Below are 15478 nucleotides of genomic sequence, written 5' to 3' on the forward strand. Positions count from 1 at the left end.
GGCCCACCTACTCTTAGGAGTTAGCGCGGGTGAGCGCGGCGGCGACGTCGGCCAGCAGGGCGGGCACGTCGTCCTTATCCATCATGACCTCCAGGAAAACCAGCTTGTCGCGTGTGGCCTGGGTTAGGGCGGTTGCTTCCAGCAGCTCGGCGGCGGTGGTCACGCGCAGCGTGAGCACATCGTCCTTGGTTGCGCCCAGCGCTGCCGGGATCAGCTGCCAGTTATAGCGGCGAATATCGTTGTAGGGCTGGGTGGGGCCGTGAATGGCGCGCTCTACCGTGTAGCCGTCATTGTTAATGAGCACTACTACCGGGTTGGTCTTCTGCTCCAGCATGGTGCCGATTTCCTGGAAGGTCAGCTGGGCTGAGCCGTCGCCAATGAGCAGGACGCCGCGCGCACCCCGGTCTGCGATGGAAGCCCCCAGCATGGCCGGCAGGGTATAGCCGATTGAACCCCACAGGGGCTGGCCGATGAACATGGAGTTCTCGGGGAAGCGGCGGGAGGCCATGCCGAAGAAGGAGGTGCCCTGGTCGGCCACCACAATGTTGCCCGGTGACAGTTCGCGGGAGAGCAGGGACCAGAGGACGTCCTGGGTCAGCGGGGCGGTCATGTCGATGTCTTCGTGGGTTTCTTCATCCCAGGGCAGCAGCTCCTTGGGGGTTGCCCCGACCTCACTGGCAACCTCGCGCACAATATCCAGGGCGGTATCGAGGGTGAGCGGGGCGTAGGTCTTGCGACCAATCTTGGCGGTCTGGGCCCCCAAAAAGACGGTGTTCTCGGGTAGGTTCTGCGAGAAACCTGCGGTGGTGGTGTCGGTGAAGGTCACGCCCGCGCAGATCAGGGCTTGGGCCTGCTCCACGGCGTCCTTGGTGCGGGCGGACGACACCACCCCGGCGTAAATGCCCGCAAAAGCCGGCTTGGACTCGTCCACCAGGGTCTTACCCCACATGAGGGTGGCATAGGGCAGGCCGGTGGCCTCCAGCATCTCAGTCAGGTTGGCCTGGGCCCCCATGCGGTGGACCAAAAGGTCAGCAAGCACCGTGGTCTGCTTGCCCGCCAGCACTTCAGCCAGGTCAGCGCGGAAGGCTTCAACAGCACCGGGGGACGAGAGAGCCTTGGGCACCTCCAGCGGACCGGTCGGCGGGGCCACCTCAACCCGGGCAACGTCGGTTGCCAGCAGAATGTAGCCGGGGCGCTTCTGGATCATCATCTCCCGCAACACGCGGTCGATCTCGGCAGTGGCGGTAGCGTGCTCAAGGTTAGCAACCGCGCAGGACACCTCGGAGGCCATGCGGATAAAGTGGCTGAAGTCCCCATCCCCCAGGGTGTGGTGCATGGTCAGGTGGGCGGCCTGGGCGTCCTTGGAGGGGGCACCCACAATGTGCAGGACGGGCACATGCTCGGCATAGGAGCCCGCCGTCGCGTTAATAGCTGAAAGCTCACCCACACCGTAGGTGGTCACCAGGGCGCCGATACCGCCCACGCGGGCGTAGCCGTCCGCCGCGTACCCGGCGTTGAGCTCATTTGCGTTGCCCACCCAGGTCAGCTGCTCGTGCGCAATCACATGGTCGAGGAACTGCAGGTTGAAATCGCCGGGCACACCGAAAATATCGGTAGCGCCCAGGGAAACAAGGCGGTCAAGCAGGTAGTCGCTGACGGTGTAGGTCATGGGTGGTGTCCTTACTGGTGGGTGCCCGCGGGGTGTTGCGGGCGTCACTGATTATCCTCTCTATGATAGGTGTGTCTAGGCTAGCTTCGCTAGACAGGGCGCCAGCCCAACAGGCGTAGACTGGGAGCCATGACACAGCCAGACATTCTCGGCGCCCCCTACACCGCCGAAACCATCGACCTGGGCCGCGATGCAGAAGGCCCCATCGTTGCCACCCTCATCCACCGGCCCGCAGATGCCGGCGGGGCGGACGCGGCTCCCCAGCTACCGGCGTCCGCGCAGGGGAAGGGCGGGGCGGCGCAGCCCGCCGTGCTCTACCTGCACGGCTTTGTGGACTACTTCTTCCAGAAGGACCTTGGCGACTGGTGGGCTGAGCGCGGCCATGACTTCTACGCCCTAGACCTGCGCAAATACGGGCGCTCCCTGCTGCCGGGGCAGACCCCCTTCTACACCGAAAACCTCGACGACTACTTCGAAGACCTCACCGCCGCCTGGCAGCTCATCACCGGCCGCGACGGGCACCGGCAGGTCATTCTTATGGCCCACTCCACCGGTGGCCTCATCGCCTCCCTCTGGGCCAGCCGAACCGCCCCGCCCGAGCTGGCTGCCGTCGTCCTCAACTCACCCTGGCTCGACCACTTCAACAACCCGCTTGAGCGCACCCTCATGACCGGGTCGGTGGCGGCGCTCGCGCGCCTCAAGCCGCGCGCCATCGTGCAGAAGGAGCAGGAGGACGCCTACGCCCGCTCCCTGCACGCTGAGCACGCAGGCACCTGGCAGTTCAACACCGACTGGAAAACCCTCAACTTCCCACCCGTCTACGCGGGCTGGCTGGCGGCTGTGCGCCGGGCCCACCGGCAGCTACAGCGCGGCCTCGATATCCAGGCCCCCGTTCTGCTGCTAACCTCGGCCCGCTCCGGCAAACTCACAAACCCCACCGACCGCCACGACTTCGACGCCGTGCTCAACGTGCAGGGAATCCGCCGCTGGGGTCTGGGGCTGGGTAGGGACGTCACCAGCCGCGTCATCGACGGTGGAACCCACGACCTCGTCCTCTCACCCGAACCCGCCCGTACCGCCACCTACCGGGCAATGGACGAGTTCCTCGACCGCCTCTAGGTAGCCCAGCCTAGCCTCACCGGCCGGTTAAGCACCGCCGAACAGGGGGTAACTGCGCGCTCGCTGGAAAGTGCCCGAGAGCAGGTCTAGTGTGAAAGTATGACGAACCAGCTGAACGAAACCGCACCCCACTCCCACACCGGTGAAGCCCACAACATGGGCGGTGCCTACCAGGAGAAGCTCAACCGCCTGCGCGCAGCTGTGCTGGGTGCCAACGACGGTATTGTTTCGGTGGCCGCAACTGTGGTTGGCGTTGCCGGTGCAACTACTAGCACCTCGGCTATTGGCGTGGCCGCAGCGGCTGCCGTGGTCGGTGGTGCCATTTCTATGGCTCTGGGTGAGTACGTCTCGGTTTCCTCCCAGGTAGACAGCCAGGAAGCCCAGATTGCCAAGGAAAAGGCTGAACTGCGCGACCTGCCCGAACAAGAGCTGGACGAGCTGACCGAAATCCTAGAAGAGCGCGGCATCTCCCCGGAAACCGCCCGCAAGGCGGCCATCGAAATGACCGAGAAGAACGCCCTCAAAACCCACCTGCACTTCGAGCTGGGCATCGACGATGAGGATATCCCCTCCCCCTGGTCTGCTGCCCTTGCATCAGCCGGTGCCTTCCTCATGGGCGCCCTGCTGCCTACCCTGCTGATTCTGCTCTTCCCCGAGTCGATTCGTATTCCGGTGACCTTCGCCGGTGTGCTGATCGCCCTGGCTGTTACCGGTACCTTGGGCGCTAAGTGGGGCGGCTCCCCGCACTACGGCAAGGCCGCTGTGCGCGTCGTCGTCGGTGGCGCCCTAGCCCTGGCCGTTACCTTCGGCGTGGGCTCCCTGCTGGGTGCAACCGGCGTGGTCTAAAACGTCGAGATTCAGCCCCTGATTCTTTGAACCGGGGCGGACGCCACCAGGCGGGTCTGCATGAGCAGGCCCGCCTGTGTGCTTCCCGGGGGCTTGATAAAAGTTAGGCTGCCGTGCCGGGGTGCAGGCTGACGACCTCCCAGCTGAAGGCGGGGCCGGCGTCCTTACCGCAGGACGCCGGTCGCGGTGCTAGCTCGGTGCGGCGGGCGGTCACGACCCAGAAACGGCCGTCGCGGTGAGCGATATGGGCGGCGTGTAGGTCGGGTTCGGTGACGGTCATTTCACCGGGGTTTAGGTCGTTGGGGTCTGCCTGCTCACCGGCGTCCGCCAGGAGGGTACGGACGGCTACCTCGGCTACCTGCTCGATGGGGGAGTGGGAGGAGCGCCCGCGCAGCCCGGTGAGTTCTACCCGGCCCTGCTGGGCACCCTGGGCTAAGGTCAGGGCCTGTTCGAAGGTTAGGCGCCCGTAGGTGTAGCCGGTGGGCAGGCTGATGGCGACCGGGGCGAAGCGGTGCCCGCCGGTGTGGGAGCACTCCCAGACGCTGCCGTCCGCGAGTTGTTCGGATACAAAGGACGCAATGGGTCGGCCGCGTACCGCGCAGCAGCGGTCGCGCTTGGAGTGGGTGCAGACAAGAGCCAGTGTTTCACGTGAAACAACCACACCGGGTATATTTTCGGGGGTTTCGAGGGGAAGGGAGAGCAAATCCTCCGCACCGGTTACCTCAAAAGAGTAGAGCCGGGCGGGTGAAAAATCCCTACCCCCGGTAACCGCAAGGAAGGCGCGGCGGCGGGCGCCGGCGTCCTTAACCTTCTGCCCCTCACGACCGGGCTGCCGAATTAGCAGCAGGCGGGCACCCACCTGCGCCATCTTCTCTTTAAGGGCGGCTGAGAGTTCTGCCCCAAAGACGGTTCCATCGAGAATATCGCGGCCCCAGCCGCCGGGGTGCTCCAGCAGAACCCAGAGCGTCTCGCGGGCAGCGGTGCCCGGTAGGTTCTCATCAACCGGCAGGGAGCAGGAATCGGCAGGAATAGTGGGGGCGGTAGGGCTAGTCATGGGCATAAGTGTACGCCAGCACGGGCCCCAAGGGGCGGCGAGCGTGCGTCATATCGCCGAGAGTGCGCATGACTGTTGCACGCTCAGCGATATGACGCACGCTCGCGCAGGTCAGGGCTTCGCCTGCTCATTGGGTAGCCTAGATACATGACTTCACCCGCAGACTCAGCCCCCGTAGAGCCGCAGCCACCTGTGCGTATCGACGCCTGGCTCTGGTCGGTGCGCGTCTTCAAAACCCGATCACTGGCGTCCTCCGAGGTCAAAGCCGGGCACGTGCGCATCAACAGCGAGCACGCCAAGCCCTCCCAAAAAATCAAACCCGGCGACACCGTCACCGTGCGCTACCCCGGCTGGGAACGCGTGCTCATCGTGCGCAAAACCATCTCCAAGCGCGTCGGTGCACCCGTGGCCGTCACCTGCTACGACGACATCTCCGCCCCCAAACCCGCCTACCTCACCAGCGGCGCCCTACCCCGCCGCGACCGGGGCGCAGGCCGACCCACCAAAACTGAGCGCCGCGCCCTCAACAAGCTCCGCGGCTACGAGAAAGAATAAGTATGCCCTACACCCTGCGCCCTGCCGTCCTTGCCGACGTTCCCGCCCTCTCCGCCTTCGCTAGCGCGCACTTCCCCGACGCTGCCCCGCCCGTGGTGCCCCGCGAGTTCGTGGCGGCCTTTGTGAGCGAAAACCTAGATGAGGCGTCCTTCACCCGCTATATCGAAACCGGCTCCTACAGCTTCACTCTGGCCGTCAATGAAGCAGGCGAGATTATCGCCTATTTCGGCATCGACCACGAGGCGCCCCAGCCTGCTGAAATCCCCGGCAACGCCGCCTACCTGAGCAAGTTCTACCTCTCCGCAGAAACCCGTGGAACCGGTCTGGCTAGGGAACTCATGGACGCCGCTATCGCCGCCGCCCGCGCAGACGGTAAAGACGGCCTGCACCTTGGCACCCATCAGCTCAACCACCGCGCCCAGGCCTTCTACGAAAAGATGGGATTCACCCGGGTGGGTGAGCGCACCTTCCAGCTCACTGCCACCGAAGTCGCCCACGACTACATCTACCACCTGTCTATTTAAAACCTGAAGATTGTGCAGGTCGGTACGGTATTATGACTCTACGCCCTGCCTTCCCCCACTCGCTCGCAGCGGCAGGGCTCGAGGAGAATAATGAATTTTGAGATCCGCCCACCTGTGCCCGCAGAGGCCAGAGCGTGGGAAGAGCTGCGCATGACGTCCTGGCGTCACGCCTACGCAGGCACATTTACCCCCGAAATGTTCGCTAAGCAGGAAGAGCAGCTGGACGCCCGCGCCACCGGATTTGCAGAGTGGCTTGATTCCACCGGTGGCACCGGTGAAGATATTCAGCAGCAACTGGGCCAGCACCGCCGCGCCCTGGTGGCGGTAGAAAAGGACGTCGCGGGCAAACTCCTGGGTCTGGCCTTCGCCTCCCAGATGCCGTATGAGGTGCAGAAACTTGAAATGCTCTACCTGCTGCCCGAGGCCTTCGGCACGGGAGTTGCCCAGGCCCTGCTGGGTGAGGTTCTCGACCCCGGCCCGGCCGAACTTGAGGTGCTTTCCACCAACGCCCGCGCGATTCGTTTCTATGAAAAAGAAGGCTTCACCATCGCCCGCTCTGACGAGTTTGCGGGCCGTAAAACCTACATCATGACCCGGCCCTAGCAGCCCCACTTTTGACTGTAACGCTAAATGCCATGTGCGCGGTAACGATTCGCGCACATGGCATTTATCGTTACACTCAGCCGAGGTGGAGCGGTGCGCGGACGCCGGTGGTAGGGTGAAAGGGTCAGGCCGGGTTGGCCCCGCTGTGAGGAGCCCGGCTCGAACCCTCACCAAGGAAAACACCCTATGACTAGCTCACCTGCCGCGCCTGGCCGTCCGCCCCTGAATCGCGACACCACCGTCTGCATCTCCCTCTCGGGCCGCCCCTCAAACCACGGCATTAAGTTCCACAACTACCTCTACGAAAAGTTTGGCCTGGACTTTCTCTATAAGGCCATGACCACCACCGACATTGAGGCCGCCATTGGCGGTGTGCGGGCCTTGGGCATTCGGGGCTGCTCGGTATCGATGCCCTTCAAGCAGGCAGTGATTCCCCTGGTCAACGAGATAGACCATTCCGCTGAAGTGATTGGCGCGGTTAACACCATCGTGAACACTGACGGCTATCTTAAGGCCTATAACACCGACGTGATTGCGGTGGCCTCCCTGCTGGCTTCCCACCGGGTAGATCCCGCCCTGCCCTTCCTGCTGCGCGGTTCAGGCGGCATGGCGGCGGCTGTGGCCGGGGCCTTCTATGACGCGGGCTTCCGCACCGGCACCATCATCGCCCGCAATGAAGAGACCGGCCGCGCCCTGGCTGAGCGTTACGGCTACACCTGGGCCGCTGAGGTGGGCGATTTGATCGCCCCTGTGATTGTGAACGTCACCCCCATCGGCATGGAGGGCGGCCCCGAGGTAGACACCCTGGCCTACCCCGCTCCCGCGATTGAGGCCGCCCAGGTGGTCTTTGACGTGGTCGCCATGCCCGTTGAAACCCCGCTGATTCGGGCCGGACGGGCTGCGGGCAAGGAAGTGATTACCGGCGGCGAGGTCATCGCCCTGCAGGCTGCTGAACAGTTCAAGCTTTACACCGGGGTTGAGGTCAGCGACGCCGATGTGGCCGAGGCAGAAGCCCAGGCCAGCTAGCTTCTTGAAAGTAACCGAAACCTTCATCTGCGCGTTCTTTGCACACGCAGATGAAGGTTTCGCTTACCCATACGGACGCCGGTAGGGTGGTTTTATGCCCTCTACACCGTCTTCTTCGCCCCGGCAGCCTTCGCTCAACCGCCAGATTCTTGCCCTGGCGGTGCCCGCCTTTGGTGCCCTCATTGCTGAGCCCCTGCTGGTGCTGGCTGATTCTGCCATCGTGGGTCACCTGGGCAGTGCCCCGCTGGCTGGCCTGACGCTGGGTTCAACCGTGGTGCAGACCCTGGTGGGCTTCATGGTTTTTCTGGCCTACTCCACCACCCCGGCGGTGGCCCGAGCCGTGGGGGCAGGCGATACTCCCAGCGCGTTTGCTGCCGCCCGCAACGGCCTGTGGGTGGCTGCTGGCCTGGGTCTTTTCTTCGCGGTGCTGTTGGCGCTGACCGCCGGCCCCCTGCTGCGTGCACTGGGGGCGGGCGGGGACGTCCTGACCCACGCCACCGCCTACCTGCTGCCTTCCCTGGCGGGCCTGCCCGGTATGCTCCTGGTGTTGGCGGCGACCGGTGCCCTGCGCGGTTTTCAAGACGCAAAGACTCCCCTCTATGTCGCCACTCTTGGTGCCGCTCTCAATGTGCCGCTGAGCTGGGCCCTGGTTTACCCGGCAGGGTGGGGTGTGGCAGGCTCTGCGGTAGCGACGGCTGTGGTGCAGTGGGGTATGGCCCTGGCCCTGACCTGCGCGGTGGTTGCGCGGACGCGGATGCCCGGCTCTCTTGCCCGACCCTCCGGCTTATCGGTGCGGACGCGGGTGCCCGGCTGGCTGCCCGACCGCGCCGGTCTTAAGGCTGTCTTTAGGGTGGGGGCCTGGCTGATGGTGCGGGCTGCCTGCCTGCGGATTGCCCTGCTGGCTACGGTCTTTGTGGTGACCAGCCAGGGGGAGAAAAACCTGGCCGCCTACCAGTTGACGATGGCTTTCTTTAACCTGCTGGCCTTCGCCCTAGACGCCCTGGCCATTGCCGCCCAGGCCCTGCTGGGTAAGGAGATGGGCGCGCAGGATCTTTCAACCCGGCAGGGGCAGAGCGCGGTGGTTCAGCTCAAAAACCGCCTGGTGCGGTGGAGCCTGGCCTTTGGTCTGGTCACGGCCCTGGTTTGCCCGGCGGTTGGGTTTGGCCTGGCCTGGGTCTTTACCCCCGACCCCGAGGTGCAACGCCTCTTTGCTCTCTCTTTGCTGGTGCTGGCGGTGGGACAGCCCCTGGCGGCCTACGTTTTCATTCTGGACGGCGTGCTGATCGGCGCCCAGGACGTACGCTATCTGGGTCTGGCTGGGCTCTTCACCCTGGTGGCCTACCTGCCGGTATTGGCCGGGCTGTATTTCTGGTTCGGTGCCGGTGCGGACGCTCCCGCCCCGCTTGCCGGGGGCACCTCCTGGGGCTGGGGTGGGCTGCTCGATGGCCCCACCCTGGCCTACCTGCTGCTCTGGTGCTCCTACGCCCTGTGGTACATGGGCGCCCGCGCCCTCACCCTGGGTCTGCGCGCCCGCAGTGGGGTGTGGATTCGTTAGGGGTTTTGCTGATGAAGTTTCTGGGGAATTGTGTAACGGGCAATAACTGCTAAAGTACCTAAGGCGCAGGCTGTTGCAAACAGTGTGACAAATCGGGAAAACCGGGCGTAGGAGAACCCATATAGTCCCGGAGAAATTGCTGATGTAATGATCGAAACTATCGCGCTAGCGCCTGATACACGGGCTTGCATTGTATCGGGAGCCAACTGAGCAAGTGCTACAGCGGTACTTACGCCCAGTGAAGGTATGAGAATGACAGCGCATGAAAGGCTAGTTACTATAATCCAGTAGTTTTGGGAGAGCGCACAAAATAGCATAGCTGAGCTCAGTAGCATAAACACCATAATGAAGAGAAGTCGTGGTGTAAAACGTGCACTGATAGTCCCGCTGAATAGGCTACCAACCAGTGCAGCTAGACTGGTGAAAGTTCCTAGCATTCCAACGAGAACAACGCTCACACCGGATGCTATGAGGTCTATTTCTATAATTGTTCCCGCACCTTCTAAGAAAAGATTAGCGGTAGCGCTGATAATAATTACGGCTGCAATAGGCCTAGTTTTGATTGCAAAAGCGAAACCTGCAAAGAGAGTAAAAAAACCGAAATCAGGTACTTCTTGCGGGCGGCAGTTAGCAGCTATGTAGGTGCGACCAAAAACAATAGTAAACCCAATGAGGATAATCCAGCTGGTAGTACTGATTATGAAGGGAAGAGATTGCCAGGCATTGAGCGTGATTCCCGCAAAGATACCAGCTATAGCAGCAGCTACTTGTGTTCTTGCAGCAATAAACCCAAAAGTTTGAGGAAGATCTTCAGGGGTTAGCATGTGGACGAAAGCAGTAGTGTCTGCACGTGAGAGCGCTGAAGAGCAGGTTGTAATGATGAAGCTGATGATGACTACTATAGGGAGAGTGAGAGTATCAGTGAGAGAGCTAATAGTTAAGGTAAGTGATGTTGCTGTGGCTGTAAACGCAGAGAGGGTAATAATTCGAGGTGGTGCGTAGAAGTCGGCAAGTGACCCAACGATGTTGCCTATAAGCGCTCCGGTGGCAAACGCAATGGCTACGGCTACTCCAGAGTCAATCCCACCGAGATTTTGGATAGCGATAACGGTGACAGCAAACCCTGCCAAACCTTCGCCGAAGCTGGTGAGTAAGCGGCCTGCGATAAGCGCACGCACAGCTTTCTGCGGCGTTATCTTTCGGTCTGCTGCCATGATATGAAGGTAAGTTTTCTGGGTTCCATAGGATTGCTCCTTAAGTGGAGAGGGACGGTTGATATATTGTGACGCAAATCTAATGTTTGCAATTTTCAAACTAATCATTGTGTGAAAATGTGTCAAGAGACACAAAAAAATTTAGGGATGTGGAGTCGATAGGGGTGGCCAGAGTGTGTAGCTTTCCCCCGAAAGTAGAGCGCCAGACGTAGACGATTCCGTTATCAAGGCCTGGGCTTACAGGTAGATTTGTAGAGATACAAAGATGGGGCAACCCGCCACGTTGGCGCGTGACAGGCCGCCCCTTGCTATGGTCGCTACTCTCACTTAGTTGAAGAAGTGTGAGAGAGTGTCAAGGAACTGAGCAATAGCCCGTAAGAGATTCGCAATGGGAGCTATCCTTTCGCGACTCTTACGGGCGATTCTTTTTACATAAGCTCAGCCAGCAGGGCTTCCACGCGGTGCTCCTGGCCGGTAGCGCGCAGCAGCTCAATGCAGGCGTCCAGGGCAGCAGCACGGGACTTCTTCAGCCTTAACGGCTCAAAAAGCTCCGCCGCCAGCTCATAGCGGCCAATCGCCAGCTCACTCTGCCCGGCGGCAGTCGCAGCTTCAGCGGCGACCACCAGCAGGCGGGCTGCCCGCTCCAGGCACTCGTTCTCGCGGTAGGTCTCAACCAGCTTATCCACGAGCTGCTGGCTCGCAGAGTTACCGGTCGCCAGTGAAAGGCGGGCGGCGAAATCCTGAGCTAGCAGGAAAGCCATCAGGTCGGGGCGGACGCCCGGGGCGGCGTCCCCGCCCTGGTCACCGTGGGCTGGGGCAAGAGCCTGCTGGGCCAGCTCCTGTAGCTCACCCACCGGAGTGCGAAGGGCTTCAAGCTCATTGACCCGTTCGGCAACCGGTGCCCACACGCGCACTACCTCTGCCAGCAGGGCAGGGGTGGCGCCGCCGTCCGCCAGCAGGGGCCAGGCCTTCTCAAAGAATCCGTGGGCCTCGAGTGCCTGAGCACCCGTGATCGGACCGCTGGCCAGCACCAAGAAAGCAACCTCGGCGTAGGCCAGACCTGCCTCCAGGGAAGCCCCTGCGGTCTCATGCTCGCGGGCCACCGCCAGGTAGGACTCCACCGGGGTGAAGGACAGGGGAGTAGCCCCCTCCACGCCCTCACCCTGGGTCTGAGCGCCCGCGGCGGCGTCCGCTCTGGCTGAACTAGTCGAACCAGACCCGTCCGCCCCGGTAGGCAGCACAATGGGTGTCAGGGCGTCCAGTTCGGTGGCGGCCTCCAGGGACTCCGAGAACCGGGTATTACCCGCCCGGCGGTCAAAGGCCTGCGCCAGCGGCCGGGACTCGGCCAGCGCCCAGTCGTAGAGCTCCTTCAAGGTAGACCGTTCGACCTGACCGGCAGGCCGCAAGCCGGTGGGCATATCCCCGTGGTCCTCTAAAGCCCAGGCCAGGCCAGCGACGATATAGCGCAGGAAGTTGCGGTTATCGCCGGGATCCCCCGCCAGGTCAAGAGCACGTTTGCCGTGGTCAGCCAGCAGGTCAAAGGCCGCCTGAAGGTTCTGGCCGCGGGCTAGTACCTCAAACTCAACGCCCAGGTCGTCCGGATCATACTGGTCGCGGTTGGCCGCTGCCCGCATCAGGTGACGGCCGGCTGCTTCGCCGTCCTCCAGGTGCAGGTAGGCAAGCGCCAGCTGCCGGTGGGAAGCCGCAGGCTCCCGGTTACACAAATCTTCGGTGGGGGCACCCAGGCGGACGGCCGCCTCAAACTCCCCGTCGGTCACGTGGTCGCGCAGAATCCCGCCGTGCCTGCAGGAGCCGCAGTCCATCTCGTCCTCACCGTGCGCCAGCCAGCGGGCGCGCCAGGTCTCGGCGGCCTCGTCCTCACCGATATGGGCAGCCCACATGTATTCGGCCCGGTCAGGGGCCATCTCGCCCATGCCCGCCAGGCGGTAGCGGCGGCGCATCTCATCGAGCAGCTCGCGCGCCTGCTCCTTAGAGATCTGCGGGTAGGCGGTCATATCGCCGATAATCCACTTGAACTGCCAGAAGAGGGTGCGGGCGGTGAACTCGTCAAAGTGCTCGGGGTGGGCGTCGTAGAGACGCAACAGCTTAGAGAACACCGCAAAGGACGCCGGGGTCGGCTGCCCAAAAACATAGGCCTCCACCAGGTTGAGGTAGGCCTCGGGCAGCATGGATTCGGGGCCCTCCCGCTCAAGAGTGCGGGTGATGTACTCCATGGCGGCGGTGCGGGCGCTACCGTAGGGCAGGTCGCGGGTTGCGGCAATTTTCTGGGCGGCTTCGTGGGTGGACCACACAGTCTTCTCCCTTGTTGGTAGCTATCTTTAGGGCTGGCGCAGGGCCGCTTCGAGCAGCTGGGCCAGGCTATCGCTGAGCAGGTTGGTTTCGGCCCCGCGCAGGCCCTCACCGGCGAGCATGAGGGCTGAGAGGTAGAGGGTCGTCAGACCCGGCTCAAAGGACGCGTGCTCCGGCTGATGCAGTAGGCGGCGGGTATTTTCGTTGGCGTCGTTGAGCACCAGGGTGCGGGTCGGCTCGGTTGCCGCCTCGGTGAAGGAGCCGAGGAGCCCACCCCAGGCCCCACCGGCGTCCTCGGCCTCCTGGGCCAGGTCGCGGGCGCGTTCGGCGTCCGCATCGCGCAGCAGCACCGCGGGTACCTCGGCGGGGTCAAAGGTGCGCAGCAGGACGCCGCAGTCCTGGGCGGCGAGCACAGCCCGGGCGCGCTCTAGGCCGCGCAGCACCTCGAACTCGCGTTCCATCTCAACGGCTGCCAGGGTCTGGGTGACGTCCTTGCTGGTCAGCTCTGTGACCTTCCAGCGGGGGCGGTCAGCCAGTTTAGCCAGTAGGTCGGCGTCGTAGACGTAGCCGCCGTTGACCACCCACAGCCCCTGGGCCCGCGCCACCGGAGCCACCCGGCGGTAGGCCTCGGTGGTGGGGGTGTAGAGCACCTGCCCGGTCTCTTCAATGACCTGGGCGAGCGTGGCGATGCCGCCGGTGGTCTCAAAGGGCAGGGAGGACGCCACCACATCGAGCATGTCGTCGCTAGCCAGGGCCACTGCCCGCAGGGCCAGGGAATGGGTTTCGACAAAGCGGTCGCGCAGGGCGCTGGGCTCAGAAAGGGTAGCGGTAATCCAGGTCTTGAGCTGTTCACCGATCGCCTCGCGGGTGAGCAGAAGAATCTCGTCCTCGCGCAGCTGCTCGCGGGAGGCCGTTGGGGTCAGGGACTCCGAGTTCACCACGGCCCGCACGAAGAAAGCCCAATCGGGCAGCAGAGTGTCTTCGCGGGTGTTCACCAGCATGTTCTTCACGTAGACGCGGTGGCGGCCTGAACCCGGTGACACAGCCTGCGGCAGCACATAGGCCACACCGGTCGTGCCGGTGGCGGGCACCTCGAGCTCAAGAGCAGCCAGGGGCGTGAAGCCCAGGGTCTTCTCGGCGTAGTTAGTCAGGGCCAGGGCTCGCTCGTGCTGGTTGGGCTGGTGCTCGCCCTCCCCCTTCGCCCAGGGCAGGGCAGGTAGGGAAATACGGCGCCAGATCCGCTGGCCGGCAGCCCTCACCCGAACCGCCACCTCAACCGGCAGCATATCGGCGTAGTCGCTGGCCAGCGTCACCACCGTCTCCTCGGCAACCCAGTGGGCGGCGTCCGCCCGCGCCTTAAGGCGAATCGTTGTACCGACCTCGGGAACCTGCCCGGCGGCGTCCTCACCGCCAGCGAGCTGAAGCACCTCAAAGGTGCCGTCCGCATGGCCCAGCCAGCGCACCGGAGCAGCCCCCGGCAGCACGCTCTGAGAGGTGACCTCAACCGTATCGGCAATCAAAAAACAGGCCAGCAGGCCAATACCGAACTGGCCCAAAAACTCGGCGCGGCCCTCGTTAAAGACCTCATCGCGTTTAGAGGTACGGCCAATCGTCGCCAGAAACTCCTCAGCCTGCTCGGCCGTCAGACCCACGCCGGTGTCGGTAATGGTGATGCCGGTGCCGTCCTCCCAGGGCTCCAGGAGCACCCGGGCGGGAGCGTCGACGTCCTGCTCGCGGCGGGCAGTAATAGCGTCAACCCCGTTCTGAATCGCCTCGCGCAGGTAAACCTGCGGGCCCGAATACAGGTTCTTCGACAGCAGCTCAACCAGGCCACCCAAATCAACTTTAAAACGCTGTGACAAGGCTATTCCTCCCCGCCGAAGGTGGAGGCCACGGTTTCGAAGTACTCCAGCGAAGTCTGCAGGGCAGCGCGCAGGTGCTCATCAATCTGGGCGTCCGTCACCCCGCCCGCGTAAACCATGCTCAGCTCAACCGGCAGCACTACAAACCCCTGCCCCTCCTCTTCAACCCGGTAGGGGAAGACCTTGGGGAAGAGGTTCTGCTGGTTCCAGGCGTTGGTGAACTCGTTGAGGGCGGGCAGCGCCTCGAGAGGGAAGGTACCCCGGTAGCTGCCGCGCACGCTCAGCAGGTCGCGGCTGGCGTTACTGGAGAGGGTGTAGTAGAAGTAGCCCCGCTCAAAATGGAACACAGCGGCCCCGTCATCGCCCAGCTCGTAATCCACCTCAAGGCGGTCAAGGGCAGCCAGCATACGTTCGTTAGTAATCGGCGTGAGTAGCTGCGCGGCAGACTGGACGGAGTCAAAGTACCCCATGGTTCCTCTTTCAACGGTGGAAGATACTGGTACGGTTCTCTCTATCCTATAGGTTCGGGCAAAGGTGGGGTTGGGGTGGGGGATGGAAGCCGACGCTGAGATCTGTCGAGACCGCCCTACAGATTGCTGATAGCATTTGCTATCTTAAAACTATGGATACCGTGCAGTTGGCCCGGGCGGCTCACACCGCCCAGCAAAAGATAGAAGAAGGACGCCAGCAGCTTGTGAACGCTGTACGTTCGGCTTATCGGGCGGGCATGTCACAGCGGGCTATCGCTCAAGTCGTTGGGCGAAGTCAACCAGAGGTCTCCCGTATCATTCATTTTCATGGAACCTCACCTCACGGCCGCGTTCTCAGAGAGCACCGGGCAGAGCTCATAGACTATTTCGAAGAACACGGGGTAGATAACGTGAGGGTCTTTGGGTCTGTAGCAACTGGTCAAGATAAACCCACATCAGATATCGACCTGCTTGTCACAGCGCACAGGCCTCTCGGCTTACTCGCACAGAGCCGTTTACAGGCTGAAGCTACACAGATTCTGGGCGCCCCCGTTGATATTGTTTTTGACCACGCGATTCGCCCTGATGTGCGTGACCGAATTGTGAATGAAGCGGTGCTCTTATGAGCAGAACGATTGAACGGAGCCTTTAACCCTCTACGCCCCTTCGCT

At 62.8% G+C, this 15478-nt stretch carries 14 protein-coding genes; 8 read left to right on the forward strand and 6 right to left on the reverse strand.

The annotated features are described in order from the left end of the window. Nucleotides 1-13 precede the first annotated feature (13 nt). Entirely contained in the window at nt 14-1669 is a 1656-nt protein-coding gene (locus tag L6963_RS09210; protein ID WP_237207418.1) for an alpha-keto acid decarboxylase family protein, read from the reverse strand. A gap of 129 nt (nt 1670-1798) precedes the next feature. On the opposite strand from L6963_RS09210, the gene L6963_RS09215 reads away from it, so the two are divergent. Both L6963_RS09215 and L6963_RS09220 read left to right on the forward strand, forming a co-directional pair. Next, the gene (locus L6963_RS09215; RefSeq protein WP_237207419.1) at nt 1799-2788 is read left to right on the forward strand and encodes an alpha/beta hydrolase; all 990 of its coding nucleotides are present in this window, start codon (nt 1799-1801) and stop codon (nt 2786-2788) included. A gap of 99 nt (nt 2789-2887) precedes the next feature. Beyond that, entirely contained in the window at nt 2888-3634 is a 747-nt protein-coding gene (locus L6963_RS09220) for a VIT1/CCC1 transporter family protein (RefSeq protein WP_423816792.1), read from the forward strand. Nucleotides 3635-3737: 103 nt separating this feature from the next. Here L6963_RS09220 and L6963_RS09225 read toward each other — a convergent pair whose 3' ends face one another. After that, entirely contained in the window at nt 3738-4688 is a 951-nt protein-coding gene (locus L6963_RS09225; RefSeq protein ID WP_237207420.1) for a sucrase ferredoxin, read from the reverse strand. Between the two features lie 147 nt (nt 4689-4835). On the opposite strand from L6963_RS09225, the gene L6963_RS09230 reads away from it, so the two are divergent. From L6963_RS09230 to L6963_RS09250, 5 genes are all read left to right on the forward strand, one after another. Further along, nucleotides 4836-5243: an RNA-binding S4 domain-containing protein gene (locus tag L6963_RS09230; RefSeq protein WP_237186591.1), complete on the forward strand. Its 408-nt coding sequence runs from the start codon at nt 4836-4838 to the stop codon at nt 5241-5243. 2 nt (nt 5244-5245) lie between these two features. After that, nucleotides 5246-5767, forward strand: coding sequence for a GNAT family N-acetyltransferase (locus L6963_RS09235; protein WP_237207421.1), 522 nt, complete (start codon nt 5246-5248; stop codon nt 5765-5767). A gap of 90 nt (nt 5768-5857) precedes the next feature. Then, nucleotides 5858-6370: a GNAT family N-acetyltransferase gene (locus tag L6963_RS09240; protein ID WP_237207422.1), complete on the forward strand. Its 513-nt coding sequence runs from the start codon at nt 5858-5860 to the stop codon at nt 6368-6370. Nucleotides 6371-6556: 186 nt separating this feature from the next. After that, on the forward strand, nt 6557-7396 hold the full coding sequence (locus tag L6963_RS09245; RefSeq protein ID WP_237207423.1) for a shikimate 5-dehydrogenase: 840 nt from the start codon (nt 6557-6559) through the stop codon (nt 7394-7396). Between the two features lie 94 nt (nt 7397-7490). Further along, nucleotides 7491-8951, forward strand: coding sequence for an MATE family efflux transporter (locus L6963_RS09250; protein ID WP_237207424.1), 1461 nt, complete (start codon nt 7491-7493; stop codon nt 8949-8951). On the opposite strand, the gene L6963_RS09255 is transcribed toward L6963_RS09250, so the two are convergent. The 4 genes from L6963_RS09255 to L6963_RS09270 form a co-directional block, all read right to left on the reverse strand. Next, the gene (locus L6963_RS09255; protein WP_237207425.1) at nt 8948-10264 is read right to left on the reverse strand and encodes a hypothetical protein; all 1317 of its coding nucleotides are present in this window, start codon (nt 10262-10264) and stop codon (nt 8948-8950) included. The genes L6963_RS09250 and L6963_RS09255 overlap by 4 nt on opposite strands. Before the next feature lie 329 nt (nt 10265-10593). Beyond that, nucleotides 10594-12477 (reverse strand): hypothetical protein, encoded by a 1884-nt coding sequence (locus tag L6963_RS09260; RefSeq protein WP_237207426.1) that lies wholly within the window; start codon nt 12475-12477, stop codon nt 10594-10596. Between the two features lie 27 nt (nt 12478-12504). Then, the gene (locus L6963_RS09265; RefSeq protein WP_237207427.1) at nt 12505-14337 is read right to left on the reverse strand and encodes an HSP90 family protein; all 1833 of its coding nucleotides are present in this window, start codon (nt 14335-14337) and stop codon (nt 12505-12507) included. A 2-nt stretch (nt 14338-14339) separates the two neighbouring features. Then, a complete protein-coding gene (locus tag L6963_RS09270) occupies nt 14340-14807 on the reverse strand; it encodes a YbjN domain-containing protein (RefSeq protein WP_237207428.1) in 468 nt (155 codons plus the stop codon). Between the two features lie 152 nt (nt 14808-14959). Between L6963_RS09270 and L6963_RS09275 the strand changes: the two genes are divergently transcribed. Beyond that, a complete protein-coding gene (locus tag L6963_RS09275) occupies nt 14960-15433 on the forward strand; it encodes a nucleotidyltransferase family protein (protein WP_237207429.1) in 474 nt (157 codons plus the stop codon). Nucleotides 15434-15478 lie beyond the last annotated feature (45 nt).

It is taken from the genome of Rothia nasimurium (assembly GCF_928392795.1).
Lineage (GTDB): Bacteria > Actinomycetota > Actinomycetes > Actinomycetales > Micrococcaceae > Rothia > Rothia nasimurium_F.